The 15,723-nt window shown below is 68.1% G+C and carries 12 protein-coding genes; 1 reads left to right on the top strand and 11 read right to left on the bottom strand.

The window, feature by feature from the left end; all coding sequences use genetic code 11:
- The 9 genes from VFW04_03955 to VFW04_03915 all read right to left on the bottom strand — a co-directional run bounded on the left by VFW04_03955 (nt 1) and on the right by VFW04_03915 (nt 8,227).
- The gene (locus VFW04_03955; protein HEX5178459.1) at nt 1–1,140 is read right to left on the bottom strand and encodes a glycosyltransferase family 4 protein; all 1,140 of its coding nucleotides are present in this window, start codon (nt 1,138–1,140) and stop codon (nt 1–3) included.
- The gene (gene nusB, locus VFW04_03950) at nt 1,137–1,562 is read right to left on the bottom strand and encodes a transcription antitermination factor NusB (GenBank protein HEX5178458.1); all 426 of its coding nucleotides are present in this window, start codon (nt 1,560–1,562) and stop codon (nt 1,137–1,139) included. The genes VFW04_03955 and nusB overlap by 4 nt, the downstream gene beginning before the upstream one ends.
- Complete coding sequence (ribH, locus tag VFW04_03945; protein HEX5178457.1) at nt 1,552–2,031, bottom strand: 6,7-dimethyl-8-ribityllumazine synthase; 480 nt, start codon at nt 2,029–2,031, stop codon at nt 1,552–1,554. The genes nusB and ribH overlap by 11 nt, the downstream gene beginning before the upstream one ends.
- The gene (locus VFW04_03940; protein HEX5178456.1) at nt 2,031–3,239 is read right to left on the bottom strand and encodes a bifunctional 3,4-dihydroxy-2-butanone-4-phosphate synthase/GTP cyclohydrolase II; all 1,209 of its coding nucleotides are present in this window, start codon (nt 3,237–3,239) and stop codon (nt 2,031–2,033) included. The genes ribH and VFW04_03940 overlap by 1 nt, the downstream gene beginning before the upstream one ends.
- 2 nt (nt 3,240–3,241) lie before the next feature.
- Complete coding sequence (locus VFW04_03935) at nt 3,242–3,844, bottom strand: riboflavin synthase (GenBank protein ID HEX5178455.1); 603 nt, start codon at nt 3,842–3,844, stop codon at nt 3,242–3,244.
- A 243-nt stretch (nt 3,845–4,087) separates the two neighbouring features.
- On the bottom strand, nt 4,088–5,263 hold the full coding sequence (gene ribD / locus VFW04_03930) for a bifunctional diaminohydroxyphosphoribosylaminopyrimidine deaminase/5-amino-6-(5-phosphoribosylamino)uracil reductase RibD (protein HEX5178454.1): 1,176 nt from the start codon (nt 5,261–5,263) through the stop codon (nt 4,088–4,090).
- On the bottom strand, nt 5,253–6,269 hold the full coding sequence (locus VFW04_03925; protein ID HEX5178453.1) for a hypothetical protein: 1,017 nt from the start codon (nt 6,267–6,269) through the stop codon (nt 5,253–5,255). The genes ribD and VFW04_03925 overlap by 11 nt, the downstream gene beginning before the upstream one ends.
- A gap of 18 nt (nt 6,270–6,287) precedes the next feature.
- Nucleotides 6,288–7,313 (bottom strand): phosphoribosylformylglycinamidine cyclo-ligase, encoded by a 1,026-nt coding sequence (gene purM, locus VFW04_03920; GenBank protein ID HEX5178452.1) that lies wholly within the window; start codon nt 7,311–7,313, stop codon nt 6,288–6,290.
- Entirely contained in the window at nt 7,310–8,227 is a 918-nt protein-coding gene (locus VFW04_03915) for a PfkB family carbohydrate kinase (protein HEX5178451.1), read from the bottom strand. Before VFW04_03915 ends, purM begins: the two co-directional genes overlap by 4 nt.
- 245 nt (nt 8,228–8,472) lie before the next feature.
- Between VFW04_03915 and VFW04_03910 the strand changes: the two genes are divergently transcribed.
- Nucleotides 8,473–9,486: an Ig-like domain-containing protein gene (locus VFW04_03910; GenBank protein ID HEX5178450.1), complete on the top strand. Its 1,014-nt coding sequence runs from the start codon at nt 8,473–8,475 to the stop codon at nt 9,484–9,486.
- Nucleotides 9,487–9,512: 26 nt separating this feature from the next.
- Here the strand turns inward: VFW04_03910 and VFW04_03905 are convergent, their stop codons facing one another.
- Together VFW04_03905 and VFW04_03900 are read right to left on the bottom strand one after the other, a co-directional pair.
- Nucleotides 9,513–10,529 (bottom strand): LLM class flavin-dependent oxidoreductase, encoded by a 1,017-nt coding sequence (locus VFW04_03905; protein HEX5178449.1) that lies wholly within the window; start codon nt 10,527–10,529, stop codon nt 9,513–9,515.
- Complete coding sequence (locus tag VFW04_03900) at nt 10,526–15,715, bottom strand: glucoamylase family protein (GenBank protein ID HEX5178448.1); 5,190 nt, start codon at nt 15,713–15,715, stop codon at nt 10,526–10,528. The genes VFW04_03905 and VFW04_03900 overlap by 4 nt, the downstream gene beginning before the upstream one ends.
- Nucleotides 15,716–15,723: the final 8 nt, after the last annotated feature.

Below are 15,723 nucleotides of genomic sequence, written 5' to 3'. Positions count from 1 at the left end.
CTACCCCTCCTTCGACGCTCCAACGATCTCCCCGAGATGTTGTTCCGTTAGGCGCGCGGCGTCCGGCCAGGTGAACCGCTCCGCGAAGCGGCGCCCGTTGGCGCCGAGCCGTTCGACGAGCGCGGGATCCGCCGCCAGGCGCGCAAAGGCCGCCGTCAGCGCCGGAATGTCTCCATGCGGCACCAGAAACCCGGTCTCCCCGTCGCGCACCGACTCGCGCAACCCCGGCGAATCCGACGCCACGACCGGCGTCGCGCAGGCCGCTGCCTCGAAGTTGGTGATCCCCCATCCCTCCTTTGGCGATGTCAGCGCGAGCGCCCATGCTTCGCGCACCAGGGACAACTTCGTTGCGTCATCGATGAACCCAAGAAACCGTACCCTGCCTCCAAGGTCAAGCGACTGCGAGAGCCGTTCCAACTCCGGCCGGTAATCGCCGGTCCCTGCGATCGCCAGCGCGGCGGTCGGGTGCTGCATCGCCGCGAACGCGCGAATGATGAGATCCACGCGCTTGTAGCGTTTGAGCCGTCCGAGATAGACGAACAGCGGTTGGCGAGCGCGAGCCCCCGGTGCCGGCGCCGGCGTGTAATTCGTGGAGTCGATCCCCGGATAGATGACGCGGATGCGCGAGCGCGCGATGCCGCGCGCCACCAGATCCTCCGCCGTGCTCTCGCTGATCGCCTCGAACGGCGCGTTGTTGTAGTAGTGGACGAGCGGGCGCTCGAGCGCCCAGACCATGCCGGCCATCAGGTACGACACCTCCTGAAATGCCGTGGTGCCGAAAAGATGCGGGACCAACGCCATCACCGGCCGCGTCGTCCAGCGCGTGGTGTACAACGGAATCTTGTTGATGTCCTCGACCAGCACATCATCGCCTGCTGCCGCCAGGTGGCGCTTGTAATATCGACGCGCCATGAACTGAAACGTATACCGAGTACCGACGCGATGGACATCGATGCCGTCGAGCACCGTGCGCGGCGCGCAAGCGTCCCAACCGCTGCAGAGCAGCGTGACGCGGTGGCCGGCCGCGGCCAGCCGGCCGAAGATTTCGTGGAGATGGGTCTCGGCGCCGCCGGCCTGCGGGTTCTCGCGGTCCTGCCAGTTGACGAGCAGGATGCGGAGCGGCCGTGCGGGCGCGCTCACAACTTGCCTGACCGACGGGCGAGCGCGTCGAGCACGCCGTTGACGAACCGCGCGCTGTCCTCCCCGGCGAAACGCTCGGCCAGCCTAACGGACTCCTGCACGACGACCTTCGGGGGCGTGGCGCCCAGCCGCAGCTCCGCTGCGCCTAACCGCAAGATGGATCGCTCCACGGCGCCTAACCGATCGAGGCGCCAGTTGGTGGTCACGTCCGTGAGGTCCGCATCGATCGCCCGCTCCTCCGCCGCCACCGCCCGCACCAAGGCCATCGCACGGTCCCGCAGCGGCCGGGCGAGCGCCAGGTCGTCCCACATCCGCTCGGCCACGCGCGGCAGGGCGGCGTTCCCCTGGCTGCCGGCCCCGCGCACATCCCATGCGTACACCGCCTGGAGCGCCCGCGCGCGGGCGCGCGTCTCAACCCTCATCCGCCACGTTCAACCGGTCGAGCAGGTCCGCCATCTCGAGCGCGGCAATCGCGGCGTCCCACCCTTTGTTGCCGTGCGTGCCCCCGGCGCGCGCCGCCGCTTGCTCCATCGTGTCGCACGTGAGCACGCCCAACGTGACCGGCGTGTCGTATTCGGCGGCGACGTTGGCGAGGCCGCTCGTCGACTCGCGCGCGACGACATCGAAGTGCGGCGTGTCGCCGCGGATCACCGCGCCCAACGCAACCAGCGCGTGGTATCGCTCGGACGCGAGCAGCGCGCGCGCCGCGGCCGGCAGCTCCCACGCGCCCGGCACCCACACCACGTCGATGTCATCGTAGGCGACGCCGTGGCGCGTCAGCGCGTCCATCGCGCCGTCCACCAGGCACTGGGTGACGGCTTCGTTGAACCGGCTGACCACGACCGCGATCCGGCGGCCTTGCCCAACGGGAGTTCCGGCGAATTCGGGCATCAGTGCGCGAGCAGGTGTCCGAGCTTCGTCTGCTTGGTTTCGAGGTAGTCGCGATTCTCGCTCGTGGCCGGCGCGCGAATCGGGACGCGCTCGTCCACCGTCAGGCCGTAGCCCTCGAGCCCGACGAGCTTGCGCGGGTTGTTGGTCAGCGGCCGGATGGACTTGAGCCCCAGGTCGAGCAAAATCTGCGCGCCGATGCCGTAGTTGCGCAGGTCGGGCTTGAATCCGAGCCGCTCGTTCGCTTCGACCGTGTCGGCGCCGCCGTCCTGCAGCTCGTACGCCTTGAGCTTGTTGAGCAGTCCGATGCCCCGCCCTTCCTGATCCAGGTACACCACCACGCCCCGGCCTTCCTCGGCGATCATCTGCATGGCGGCCTGGAGCTGCCAGCCGCAGTCGCAGCGCAGCGAGCCGAACACGTCTCCCGTTAGGCACTTGGAGTGCATGCGCACCAGCACGTGCTCGCCGTCGTGCACGTCGCCGAACACGAGGGCGATGTGCTCGTGCTGGTCGACGTCGTTGCGGTAGCCGCTGATGCGCCACTCGCCCCACTCCGTCGGCAGCCGCGCCTCGGCCACCCGGTGCACCAACCGCTCGGTCTTGAGCCGGTGCGCCACCACTTCGGCGACGGTGATGAACGTGAGCCCGTGCCGCTCGGCGAATTGCTCGAGCTCGGGCCGGCGCGCGGGCTGGCCATCCTCGTCGCGCAGGATCTCGCAGATCACGCCCGCCGGGTACAACCCGGCGCGCCGCGCCAGATCGATGGCCGCTTCGGTATGGCCGACGCGTTGCAGCACGCCGCCATCGCGCCCGCGCAGCGGCTGGATGTGCCCGCCGTAGCGCAGATCGCCGGGCAGCGACGCCGGATCCACCGCCACCTGAATGGTGCGCGCGCGGTCCTGCGCCGAGATGCCGGTGGTCACGCCGAATCGCGGCGCGGCGTCGATGCTCTGCGTGTACGCCGTGCGATAGGCGTCGATGTTGTTCTCGCTGACTAACGTTAGGCCGAGTTGGTCGCAGCGCTCGCCGGTGAGCGCGAGGCAGATCAGACCGCTGGCGCGCTTGGCCATGAAGGTGATGATCTCCGGCGTCACCAGCTGGGCGGCGCAGATGAGATCACCTTCGTTCTCGCGATCCTCGTCGTCGGCCACGATGATCATGCGGCCGGCGGCGATGTCGGCGATGGCCTGCTCGACGGTTCCGAAGGGCATGGTCAGCGCACCGCCGCGAGGTATGGGGCCACGAGCCGCTGCACGTACTTGCCGATCACGTCCGCTTCGACGTGCACGCGCCGCCCAGGCGCGAGATCGCCCAGCGTGGTGTGGCGCAGCGTGTAGTCGATGAGCGACACCTGCACCACATCGACCGCCGGCATGTCGTTCACGGTAAGGCTCACGCCGTCCAGCGCAATCGATCCGTGCGGCACCACGAGGTCGGCCAGCTCCCGCGGAAGGCGGACGTCCACCAGCCGCGCGTCGCCCTCGGTGCGCGCGCCGACGACGGTGCCGGTATCGTCCACGTGTCCCTGCACGAGATGCCCGCCTAACCTGTCGCCCGCCCGGAGCGCACGCTCGAGGTTGACGCGCGTCCCCGGCTCCCACGAGCCGATCTCCGTGCGCTCGAGCGTCGTGACCACGGCCGCCACGCTGAACCACCCGTCACCATGCTCGCGTACCGTTAGGCACGCGCCATTGAGCGCGATGCTCTCACCTCCCGACAGGCGGACAAACGCGGAGCGCACGCGCAGCTCGCGGCCAGCCGGAACGTCCGCTACCCGTTCGATGGTGCCAATGTCGGAGATGATGCCGGTGAACACGTTAGGGCCGACTGAAGGCGGACAACGCCGGACAAAGCCGGAGAACAGCGACACGTGGACTGAAGCCGGACAAGGCCGGACAGAGCCGGAGAAAAAGCTTAGACGTATGCAACACGGAGTACATAAGTGATTGTTCCAGGAGTTATTTCTCGGGCGCTTACGCCCGCGCTTTCTCTGCCTTACCTCAAGCAGCGTCTTTGTTGATCCCGGCGCGGCTGCGCGTCGTCTGCCTACCGGGGATTCTCAAGCTCTGTCCGGCCTTGTCCGTCTTGTCCGCCTTTCGCTGTTCTCAGGCTCTGTCCGGCGTTGTCCGCCTGTAGTCCGCCTGCACACGATCATGCTGTCGTCGCCGAATGCGCGTCGTTCGAGCACTCGAAACCGGTGCGCCTGTCCAATGGGTGTTCCGTTCGTGAACGCGAACGCATTCTGCGCTCCCGAGCCGAGTACGATAGGACCCTGAAAGATAACCAAACGGTCGATCAGAGATTGCTCCATGAGCGCACCCGTAAGTCGCGCTCCGCCCTCGACAAGCAGCGATCGGATACCCTCCGACTTCAGATGTTCCAATCCATTATATAGCGAGCTCGTCCGCAGCACCGTGACCCCGGCCGCCTCCAACGCGCGCGCAGCGCGGGCCGGGGGATGCTCGGCCACGACCATTACCGGGACGTCGCGCGCGGTGCGAACGAGCGCCGAGTCGAGCGGCGTGCGTGCGTGGCGGTCGAAGATAACGCGGCGCGGGGAAATGCGCGGCGCGGGTGCGTCCCGAACTGTGAGCTGTGGGTTGTCGGACAGCACCGTGCCGATGCCGACCGCCACCGCGTCGTGGCCGGCGCGCAGTTCGTGCGCGGCGGCGCGAGCGCGGCGGCCGGTGATCCAGCGCGAGCAGCCGGCGGCGTCGGCGATGGCGCCATCGATCGTGAGCGCCAGCTTGAGCGTGATCCACGGGCGGTTCGCGCCGAACGAAAAGAAAAACGCGGGGTCGACCTCGAGCGCTCGGCGCTTCTCGATTCCTGTAACGACGTCGATGCCGGCATCGCGCAGGCGCGACGCGCCGCCCGACGCTTTCGGGTTCGGGTCCAGGGCGCCGATCACGACGCGCGACACGCCGGCCTCGATCAGGGCGCGCGTGCACGGCGGCGTCTTGCCTTGGTGCGCGCACGGCTCGAGCGACACGTATACGGTGGCGCCTTTGGCCAGCGGTCCCGCGGCGTCGAGTGCCGCGGCCTCGGCGTGCGGTTCGCCGAACCGCGCGTGCCAGCCTTCGCCGACGATGTGGTCGCCGCGAACGACGACGGCGCCGACCATGGGATTCGGCGCCGTCTGGCCCCAGCCGCGTTTGGCCAGGTCGATCGCCCGGCGCATGAACGCGCGATCGCGCCGCGCGGCCGGGGTTTCCGTTAGGCGGTCAGAACGCAAGGCGGGCGCCGATCGACCCGTACCAGCGCGACTGGTTGACGTCGTCGGCGAACGTGTTGAAGGTGCGCACCGAGCCGCCGGACACTCTGCCTAACTCGGCCACCAGCTTCACGAACGGAATCACGTTGAGCGAGACGTCGCCGAAGATGCTGGTGCGGGTGGGGCTCACCATGAGCGCCACCGGCGTCGGCTGCGCTTGGCCATCTACTGTGGAGGTGAGCTTGGCGCTCGCGTCGTAGTAGTCGCGGCCGAAGCCCGCGGCGAGGCTCACCCAGAGCAGATTCTTGCTGGCCACGACCCGCCAGGCTTTGGTGCGAAGATCCAGGTCGCGCACGGAAAAGCTTTCCGTGGAGCTGGCGGTGGCGAAGATCGACGTCATGGGCAGGCTCCGTTCCTGATAGGTGACGGAGATGCCCGGCGTGAGCGCCGTCTCCTGAAGCAGGCCTAACCGAACGCCGTAGCCGAACCGGATGGCGCCGGTGGGATGGCCGATGCGCACGCCCGTCTGCTCTACCGACGGCAGATACGAGGCGCTGACGAGCGCGTCGAGTCCCCCGATGTACGTGAGCCCGATCGGGAAGCCGCGGAAGACGCCCAACGCGCCGTCGATTTCCGGGAACACGACCGTCTTGTTGTTGGTCGTGTATCCGCTGGCCTCGGGCGCGCCCGGCCCGACGTTCACGCCCTGCACGTCGGGGATGCTCGCGTTGAGCAGGTTCACCCGCGCGCCGATGCTGAAGTGGCCCAGCCCGCCTAACGTGCCACCCTGGCCCAACGTCGCGTTGCCGCCGGCGACGAGCGTGCCCAACTGCGTGTTCAAGTACTGGTACAGGTCCACCGCCTTCTGGCATCCGTCGCCGCCGGCCACTTCACTGCGGACGGGACCGCCCGCGGGACCGGTCGCCACGATCACCTGGTTGCACTGCGGATTCTCGACCCCCTGCGCCCCCACCGACGGCGCGGCGATCGCTGCGGCAACTGCGAAGACGAACCAGATACGCTGCATGCTCGACCCCTCCTTGGACTACGCCAGAGTCACCTGCCCCGTACCGGCGCGCACCTCGCCTAACTCCCACGCGTCGATCGAACACGCGCGCGCGGCGGCGATCACGTCGGCCTGGGCGCCGGGCGCCGCGAACACGACCATCCCGACCCCCATGTTGAACGCCCGGAACATCTCGGCCCGCGGCACATCGCCCCCGCGCGCCAGCACTTGGAATACGTTAGGCACCGGCCACGACGCCGTCCGGACCACCGCATCCATGCTGGGCGGCAGCGCCCGATTCACGTTTCCCGTGAGACCGCCCCCGGTAATGTGCGCCATGGCGTGCACCAGGTGAAGCACCGGCTCGAGCGCCGCGCGATACGAGCGATGGACGCGGAGCAGCACGTCGGCCACCGATCCGTCTTCGCCCGGAAACCGGGCGCCCACCGTTAGGCGCATCCGCTCGAACACGATCTTGCGGGCCAGCGAATAGCCGTTCGTGTGCAGTCCCGAGCTGGCAAGCCCGATGAGCCGATCGCCTACCCGAACCCGCTCGGCGCCCAGCACCGCGTCTTCCTCGACGCAGCCCACGATGAACCCCGCCAGATCGTAGTCGGGCGGCGTGTACACCCCCGGCATCTCGGCCGTCTCGCCGCCCACCAGCGCACACTTGTTCTCCCGGCAGCCCGCCGCCACGCCGCGCACCACACTCTCGACCACCTCGGGCACCAGCACGCCGAACGCCACGTAGTCGAGAAAGAACAGCGGCAGCGCGCCCTGCACCAGGATGTCATTCACGCAGTGGTTCACCAGGTCGTGGCCGATCGTGTCGTGGCGATTCGCCTCGATCGCCACCTTGATCTTGGTTCCCACGCCGTCGGCGCTCGACACCAGCACCGGCGCGCGCATCCCCGGCGGCACGCGGAACTGTCCGCCGAATCCGCCGAACTTCCCGCGCGCGCCGGCCGTGAACGTCGACTCGACCAGCGCCTTGATGCGCTGCTTGGCCGCGTCGGCCGCGTCGATGTCGACCCCGGCGTCGCGGTAGTCGAGCGGCACGCTCACGCCGGAATCTCCTGCTCGACGCTGACTAACCGATGGAACTCCTGCACGCGCGCCGCGATGTCGTCTTCGCCGATCTCGAGGAACCGCGTGATCGAGAAGCGCTCGACGGCGAACGACCCCATGGCCGAGCCGTACACCACGGCCCGGCGGAGATTCGTGTCGGTGACGGTGCCGCAGCGCGCGAGATAGCCGATGAACCCGCCGGCGAACGAATCGCCCGCGCCCGTGGGGTCGAACACGTTTTCTAACGGAAAGGCCGGCGAGAAGAACACGCTCCTGGGTCCGAACATGAGCGCGCCGTGCTCGCCCTTCTTGATGATCACGGTCTTGGGGCCGTGCGACTGGATCCAGCGCGCCGCCTTCACGAGGTTCGCTTCCTCGGTGAGCTGGCGCGCTTCGGCGTCGTTGAGCGTGACGAGATCCACGTGGCCGAGCAGCTCGAGGAGGTCGCTACGGCGGCTTTCGATCCAGAAGTTCATCGTGTCGCACGCCACGAGCTGCGGCTTGTGCACCTGTTGCAGCACGTCCAACTGGAGCCGCGGATCGATGTTGCCGAGGAAGACGAACGGCGCGTCGCGGAACGCTTCGGGAATCTTGGGACGAAAGTGCGAGAAGACGCCGAGCCGGGTCTCGAGCGTTTCGGCCGTATTCAGATCGTGGCGGTAGCGGCCGCGCCAGCGAAATGATTCGCCCTGGGCGCGTTCGATCCCCGTGAGGTCCACGCCGCGCTCGGCCAAAACGTCCAGTTGGTCCACCGGGTAGTCGCTGCCCACGACGCCCACCATCTGGACGTCGGTGAGCAAACTTGCCGATGCCGCGAAGAAGACCGCCGAGCCGCCGAGCACGTTCTCGGCGCGGCCGAAGGGCGTTTCTACCGAGTCGAGCGCAATGGAGCCGACGACGAGGACGGTCATGTGTGTTCGAGTGCGGTTGAGACTGAAAGGTAGCGCGACGACGCTCTATTCGCTCGGGCGCCGAGAGCTGAAGCTACCCCGGGGGTCATTGCGGTGTCCACAAAATCGGGTACGCATTGGCCCGATGCTCGGCGCCGCGTCAGCGCACGCTTGCCCCACCTCGCGGCGCATGCCTTGCAAAGGTTGGCCGGGTGAACAGCCGGCGTTGCGCCAACGCCCAGCCGGCCCGACCCGTCACGCGTCTGATGCCAGGTCTGTCCCGTTTCGCCGCAATCGCCGCTGCCGCGTGGTTCGCGTTCGCGACCGCGGCGTGCAGCTCGAGCACGTCGCCTAACGGACCGGTGGGGTCGGTGAAGGTCTCGCCCTCCGTCGACACCGTCGCGGTCGGCAAGACCACCGCCCTGCAGGCAACGGTGACGAGCCCGGGCGGCCAGACCATCTCCGGCCAACGAGTTTTCTGGAACACTGGAAACGCGTCAGTGGGAACGGTGTCCGACGCCGGCGTCGTGACCGGCCGCGCGCAGGGGACCGTGCAGATCGCCGCGAGCGCCGGCGGCGCGTCCGGCATTTCGACCATCACGGTGCTCCCGCCGCGCGTGGCGTCGGTGTCGGTGTCTCCGGGCCGCGACACCATCGTGCTGCCCGGTAGCGCACAACTGACCGCGACGCCGTTCGACGAGAACCATGAGCCGCTCGCCGGCCGGACGGTGGCGTGGAACAGCAAGTCGCCTAACGTCGCCACGGTGAATGCCAGTGGACTCGTCACCGGCGTGGCGGCCGGCGCAGCCACCATCACCGCGACCAGCGACGGGCAGTCCGCGAGCGCCGTGGTCGTCGTGCACGCGCCCGTCGCCGTGACCGTCATGATCACACCGGCTTCTGCCACGCTCACCGTGGGTAAGAGCACCACGTTGACTGCCAAGGTGAAGGACGAGAGAGGCCGCGTGATCCAGGGCGCGCCGATCGCGTGGACCTCGGCGACGCCGTCGGCGGCGACCGTGTCCGCCGAGGGCGTCGTGAAAGCGGTCGGCGCGGGCGCCGCAATCATCACGGCAAGAAGTGGCAACGCGTCCGGGAGCGCGGCCATTGTTACCGTTGCGGCGCCGAAGCCTGCGCCTGCTCCCGCGCCGCCGCCGGCACCGGCACCGGCACCGGCACCGAAGCCGCCGCCTGACCCGAAGCATAAACCTTCGCCGCCGCCGCCCGCACCCAAGCCAGCGCCTAACCCGAAACCGCCGCCGGGTTCAGGCCACCACTAGCCCTGACCCTGGGGGCGGGCAACCAGCTATCGCCAGCCCAGCGCGGGCGCCACGTGCGTCAGGATCGACTCGATCACGTGCGCGTTGTACTCGACGCCGAGCGTGTTAGGCACGGTGAGGAGGAGGGTGTCGGCTAGAGCGATGGCCTCATCGCCCCGCAACGCTTCCACCAGCACGTCCGGCTCGGCCGCATACGACCGGCCGAAGATGGCGCGCATGTTGTCGAGGATCCCGATCTGATCGCTCGACTCATCGCGGCCGAAGTAGGCGCGGTCGCGGTCGTTCATGAGCGCGAAAATCGAGCGGGACACCGAGACGCGCGGCTCGCGTGTATGCCCGGCGTCGGTCCAGGCTTGCCGGAAGATGCGGATCTGGCGGGCCTGCTGGACGTGAAAGGGTTCGCCCGATTCGTCTTCCTTGAGGGTGGAGCTTTGGAGGTTCATCCCATGCTGCGCGGCCCAGATAGCGGTTGCGTTAGACGCCGATCCCCACCAGATGCGATCGCGGAGTCCGGGGGAATGGGGCTCGAGGCGAAGCAGCCCGGGCGGATTGGGAAACATGGGTCGAGGATTGGGTTTGGCGAATCCTTCGCCGCGCAGCAGATCGAGAAAGACTTCCGCATGACGCCGACCCAGGTCCGCGTCGGTTCCCCCTTCGGGCGGCGTGTAGCCGAAGTGACGCCAGCCTTCGATGACTTGTTCCGGCGAGCCTCGGCTGATGCCGAGCTGGAGACGGCCATTGCTGATCAGATCGGCCGAGCCCGCGTTCTCGACCATGTAGAACGGGTTCTCGTACCGCATGTCGATGACCGCCGTTCCGATCTCGATGCGACTCGTCCGGGCAGCGACGGCCGCGAGAAGCGGAAAAGGAGACCCGAGCTGCTGGGCAAAGTGATGCACGCGAAAGTACGAGCCGTCCGCGCCGAGTTGTTCCGCCGCAACGGCGAGCTCGATCGATTGCTGAAGGACATCGCGCGCCGATCGCGCGACCGATGGGCGCGACGGTGTCCAATGACCGAAGGACAGGAATCCGATCTTTTTCATTGCGTCATTAGGGGTTTTTCGACGAAAGCGGCCCCGGCGCGGCCCAGCTGCACCGTCACGTCATGCTGCGCGCCATCATCCACCAACGGGATCGCCGGTGTGTCGAGCACCTGGCCGTCGACGCTGATGGCAACGGCGGCCGCGATGTCGTCTGTGACATGCACGGCGATGATGTACAGACTTCGTCCATAGCGATACCGAATTTCATACTGCCGCCAATCGCGCGGAAGGCAGGGGTGTATCGAGAGCATCGCACCCTGCTTCACGACACCGAGAATCGCCTCCACGCCCACGCGATACATCCAGCTCGCGGAGCCGGTGTACCACGTCCATCCGCCGCGCCCAACGTGTCCCTCGGCCGCATAAATATCGGCGGCTACGACGTAGGGCTCGACCTTGTATCGGTCGACGTCGGTCGGCGTTCGCGAGCGGGTGAGGGGGTTGAGCATCTGAAACATCTCGAACGCGCGATCACCGTCGCCGCGTCGCGCCGTTGCGAGTGCCGCCCAGAGCGCCGCGTGCGTATACTGACCGCCGTTTTCGCGGACGCCCGGCAGGTAGCCCTTGATGTAGCCGGGATCGTGAGGCGTGTGGTCGAACGGCGGAGTGAGCAGCAGCACGAGCCGCGCGTCGTCGCGCACCAGATGCGCATCCAGCGAGCGCATCGCGCGCGACTGCCGCTCTTGATCGCCGGCGGCCGAGATCACGCTCCAGCTCTGGCCCAACGAATCGATGCGGCATTCGTCGCCTAACGCGGAGCCCAAGGGCGTGCCATCGTCGAAGTAGGCGCGGCGGTACCATTCGCCGTCCCAGCCGTCTGACTCGACGGCGCGCGCGTACGCGCCGGCCTGCGTCAGGAATTCGTCCGCGAGCGCGGCGTCGCCACGCGCGGCCGCGACCGGCGCAAACGCGCGCAGCGTGGCGATGAGAAACCACGCCAGCCAGACGCTCTCGCCGCGCCCTTCTACCCCCACACGGTTCATGCCGTCGTTCCAATCGCCGCCCCCGATCAGCGGCAGCCCGTGCGCGCCGGCCGTGCACGCCTTCCGTAAGGCGCGGATGCAGTGCTCGTACACCGTTCCGGTCTCCCCCGGCACCTGCGGCACCTCGTATGCCTCGTGCTCGCCCGGCTCGAGCGCCCGCATCGTGAGAAACGGCGCTGATGCATCGAGCACCGACGCGTCGCCGGTGACGCGCACGTAGTGATCGACGACGTATGGAAGCCACGCCATGTCGTCGGAGAACCGCGTTCGCACACCGCGTCCGCTGCCCGGGTGCCACCAGTGCTGCACATCTCCCTCGATGAACTGGCGCCCCGCGGCGCGAACGATGTGTTCCCGCGCCAACTCCGGCGCCGCATAGACGAACGCCATCACGTCCTGCAGCTGGTCGCGGAACCCGTAGGCTCCGCCGCTCTGATACAGCGCCGAGCGCGCCCACATGCGACACGAGAGCGCCTGGTACAACGTCCATCGGTTGAGCATCGCATCGAAGGTCGGTTCCGGTGTGCGCACGGTGATCACCGAAAGCCGTTCCGCCCAACCGGCAACGGTCTGCGCCACCGCCGACTGTGCTCGCCTAACGTCACCGTATCGCGCCGCGAGCTCCCGGGCCTCGGCGCGGCGCGGCGCCGCGCCCAGGATGACGACCACGTCTCGCGTTTCTCCGGGCCCGATGTCGATTTCGCATTGGAGCGCGGCGCACGGATCGAGACCCACGCCCGCGGCGCCGAGGAGGTTCCGCCGGACGCTCGCGGATCCGCTACCCGTCGCGGCGCGCGCGAGTGCCGCCGGAGCATTGGGCGCGCCGTTCCGCCCGAGGAACTCCCTCCGGTCGCCGGTGTGACCGATCACGCGTTCGCTCACCGCCGTGAACGCCACCCATTCGGCGAACTCGGGATCGAACGTATTCTGCGCGAAGATCGCCCCCAGGTCCGCCTCGAACGACGTTCGCACCTGATGTTGCGTGTGCTCGCGGAGCACGCCGAGCGTGAGCTCGGTGTAGGCGGTGAGGATGATCCTGCGCCGCCGGCCATCATCGTTAGTCAGCCGCAGCACCGAAATCTTGACCGCGTCGTTCTCGGCAATGCCGCACACGAGATGCGTCCTGATCCGCGTGTGCTCGTGCTCGAACGACGACTGTCCCGGCTCGTGGCGCACGACGTACGGTGTGTAATTCTGGACCGGCGCCGGTGTCGCGCTCCACACGTCGCCGGTCTCGTCGTCTTGCAAATAGATCGCGTCGCCGACCGGATCGCTCACCGGATCGTTGTGCCACGGCGTTAGGCGAAAAAGATAGCTGCTCCCGGCCCAGGAAAACCCCCCGCCTCGCTCCGTGACGATGAAACCGCCGTGCGGGTTGGCGATCACGTTCGACCACGGCGCCGGCGGGACGTGATCGCCGTACACGCTCATCTGATACGCGCCGTCGTGTGCGATGCCGCCAAAGCCGTTGGTGTCGAGCGGTCGCGACGGGCCGCCGCCCCTCACGTCGACCGCGTGCGAAGAGACGTCGGACACGAGCGCCGCGCTCGCCTTGCCGTCCGAGCGCAGACGAGAACCCAGATCCCACAACGGGCGCACGGCTTGCGCGGCGCGACGTCCGGATGCCCGCAACGGCGTCAAGAACGGGCCGCCATCATCCTCTTCGCGTTCGTCCGCCGGCTTCGACGCCTCGATGATCCGTCCAAGCGAGCGGCCGTCGCACGGCACGTGCACGCGCGCCGTCGCACGCAGCATCAACAGATCCGCGGCGCTGAGCAAATCCCGTCGGCGCACGAACGCGCCGCCGGGCCGGTCCGTGATGCTCGAGTCGCTCGACGCGAACAACGTTGCGGTGATCTGCTCGTTGAGCGCCTGCAGATACGTATGCGGCTGCTCGTTCAGCACGACGAGATCGACCGTCATACCGTGGCGCCGCCAGAAGTGGTGTGCCGCGAACAATTGGCGCAGCGTCGGCAGTCCGTCGGCCGAGTCGATCGTCGCCAGGACGATCGGCCAGTCGCCGGAAATTCCGTTAGCCCAGAGGCGGGCCTGCGACCCGTTGTTGCGGCGCAGCTCGGATTGGGGAGCGCGCAGTTCCGGGCACGCATAGAAGAGAGAGCCCGCCAACTCCTGGAAGGAGGCCGCGTCTGCAGGAGTGATGTCGAGCTCGTTCAGTTCTACTTGCGCCGATGTCCACGCCAGGTCGAGTGCGCGCTGCGCGGCGTGCGGATCGTGATACCGGCCGGCGAGCTCGAACGCGCGCTCGCGGCTCGTGGCGACGAGCGTCGTGAACGCGACCGACGCCGATTGGCCCGGCGCCAATCGAACACGCGTGCGCAGCGCAAAAATGGGATCGAGGACGGCGCCCGTGGTACCGGACAGCGGTCCATCGACGTCGAGCGCGACCGGGTCGCGAACCGAACGGCCGCGGCCGAGGAACCGCGCACGATCGGTCTCGCAGCTCGTTAGGCCGACGCGCTCCGCGCCGGTGTCGACCACGTGGACACACCACAGCGGTCGCTCGTTGGCCGACCGGGGACGACGAATGGCCGTGATCGCCGAGCACCAGGCATGCCACTCGGTCTCGATAAAGAGATTCCCGAACGCCGGATGCGCACGATCCGCATCGGGCGGTGCGAGAACGATCTCGCCGTAACTCGTCAGCTCGACGTCGCGCGTCGCATCCGAGTTGTTGGTCACGACCACCCGCCTCACTTCGGCCGCGTCGTCAGGGACAACGCCGATTTCCGTGCGCGTTTCGATGTCGCCGTCGGCGCGGTGGAACGTGACGCGGTCGGTGGCCAGCACGGCCTTGTACCGGTCGGCCTCGACGCACACCGGCTGATGCGCGGCAGACCACACTGCCCCGCGCGCGATATCCTTGAGGTAGCAGAACTGCCCGCTGTGATCTCGCGTTCCATCCGCCCGCCACCGCGTGACGGCGAGATCCTCGAATCGGCTGTAGCCGCCGCCGGCATGGCTCACCATGATCGTGTAGGGCGCACGTCCTAACAGGGCGACGTGGGGCTGCACGGTGTCCGGTGTATCGAACTCACGAACCGCCGCGCGCTCCACGTCGGAGGCAGAACGTGCTTCATCGGAACGCGACGGCTGCGTGTCCTGCAGCTCGAGCCGTCGCGGAATGCGCTCGTGTAGCAGCAAGCTCGCCGAGCGCATCATCGGGTCGGCGTGAAACCGGCGTTGCCACACGTCGGCGGTGAGCACATTCGTGAGTGCGACGAGTCCCATGCCGATGTGATGCGCCATGAACGTCCTAACGACGGCGTACCGCCGGCCCGGCTCGGGACGCGAGTAGTCGAGCGCATCGCGGAATCCATACGATCCGAGCGCGCCGCCGCGCTCGAGCGTGCGCAAATTTGCGAGCGCCTCATGCGGATTCACCATCATCGCCAGCACCGTCGCATACGGAGCGACGACGAGATCGCGAGCCAGCCCGCGCTTGAGCGCGAGATCGGGAACGCCGAAGGCGCGGTACTGATACGTGAGATTGCGGTCGCGCAGGTTGTACGCGCTCTCGCTCACGCCCCACGGAACGCCGCGTGCTCCGCCGTACGCAATCTGCCGATGCACTGCGCCGCGATACGTTTGGTCGAGCAGCGTGAACGGAAGCGATTCCATCACGAGCACCGGCATCAGGTACTCGAACATGCTGCCGCTCCACGACACGAGCGCCGTCGCGCCGGCCGCGTGCGTGAGCGTGCGGCCGAGTCGGAACCAGTGCTCCACCGGGACCTCGTTCTTGGCGACGGCAATAAAGCTCGCGAGGCGCGCTTCGGAGGCCAGGAGGTCGTAGTACGATCCGTCGAGCGAGTGCGTGCTCTGCTGGTATCCGATGGCGAACAACCTGCGCGCCGGGTCGAAGAGAAAGCGGAAATCCATCGACGTCGCATACGCCGACGCGCGCCGGGCGAGCACATCGAGGCGCGCGACTAACGAGGCGGCGGCCGGCGAGCGCGCGCTCAAGTACCTGAGCGTGACGCGGCCGCGCGGCACATCGTCGGAATCGCCGGCGCCGAGTGCGCCGCGAAGGGCCTCGTGCTCGGCGATGCGGCGCAGGCTCCAGTTTATCCACTCGGTGACCGGCGCCGCTGCCTCGTCCGGCAGCGCTCCCGCTCCGAGCGCGCCTAACGCGCGGCCGAGCGGCGCGGCGGCGGCGGAGAGGGGCGCGGCCGCATCTACCAAAGCCGCAT

It is taken from the genome of Gemmatimonadaceae bacterium (assembly GCA_036273715.1).
In the GTDB taxonomy this organism is placed as follows: Bacteria; Gemmatimonadota; Gemmatimonadetes; order Gemmatimonadales; family Gemmatimonadaceae; genus JADGGM01.
This window is presented reverse-complemented; position numbering and strand designations above follow the sequence as displayed.

Excerpts from the sequence above, each read along its gene's own strand:
- VFW04_03905 (HEX5178449.1), bottom strand. The coding sequence starts at position 10,529 with ATGAAAAAGATCGGATTCCTGTCCTTCGGTCATTGGACACCGTCGCGC.
- VFW04_03910 (HEX5178450.1), top strand. The coding sequence starts at position 8,473 with ATGCCAGGTCTGTCCCGTTTCGCCGCAATCGCCGCTGCCGCGTGGTTC.
- VFW04_03940 (HEX5178456.1), bottom strand. The coding sequence starts at position 3,239 with ATGCCCTTCGGAACCGTCGAGCAGGCCATCGCCGACATCGCCGCCGGC.
- nusB (HEX5178458.1), bottom strand. The coding sequence starts at position 1,562 with ATGAGGGTTGAGACGCGCGCCCGCGCGCGGGCGCTCCAGGCGGTGTAC.
- VFW04_03915 (HEX5178451.1), bottom strand. The coding sequence starts at position 8,227 with ATGACCGTCCTCGTCGTCGGCTCCATTGCGCTCGACTCGGTAGAAACG.
- ribH (HEX5178457.1), bottom strand. The coding sequence starts at position 2,031 with ATGCCCGAATTCGCCGGAACTCCCGTTGGGCAAGGCCGCCGGATCGCG.
- VFW04_03925 (HEX5178453.1), bottom strand. The coding sequence starts at position 6,269 with ATGCAGCGTATCTGGTTCGTCTTCGCAGTTGCCGCAGCGATCGCCGCG.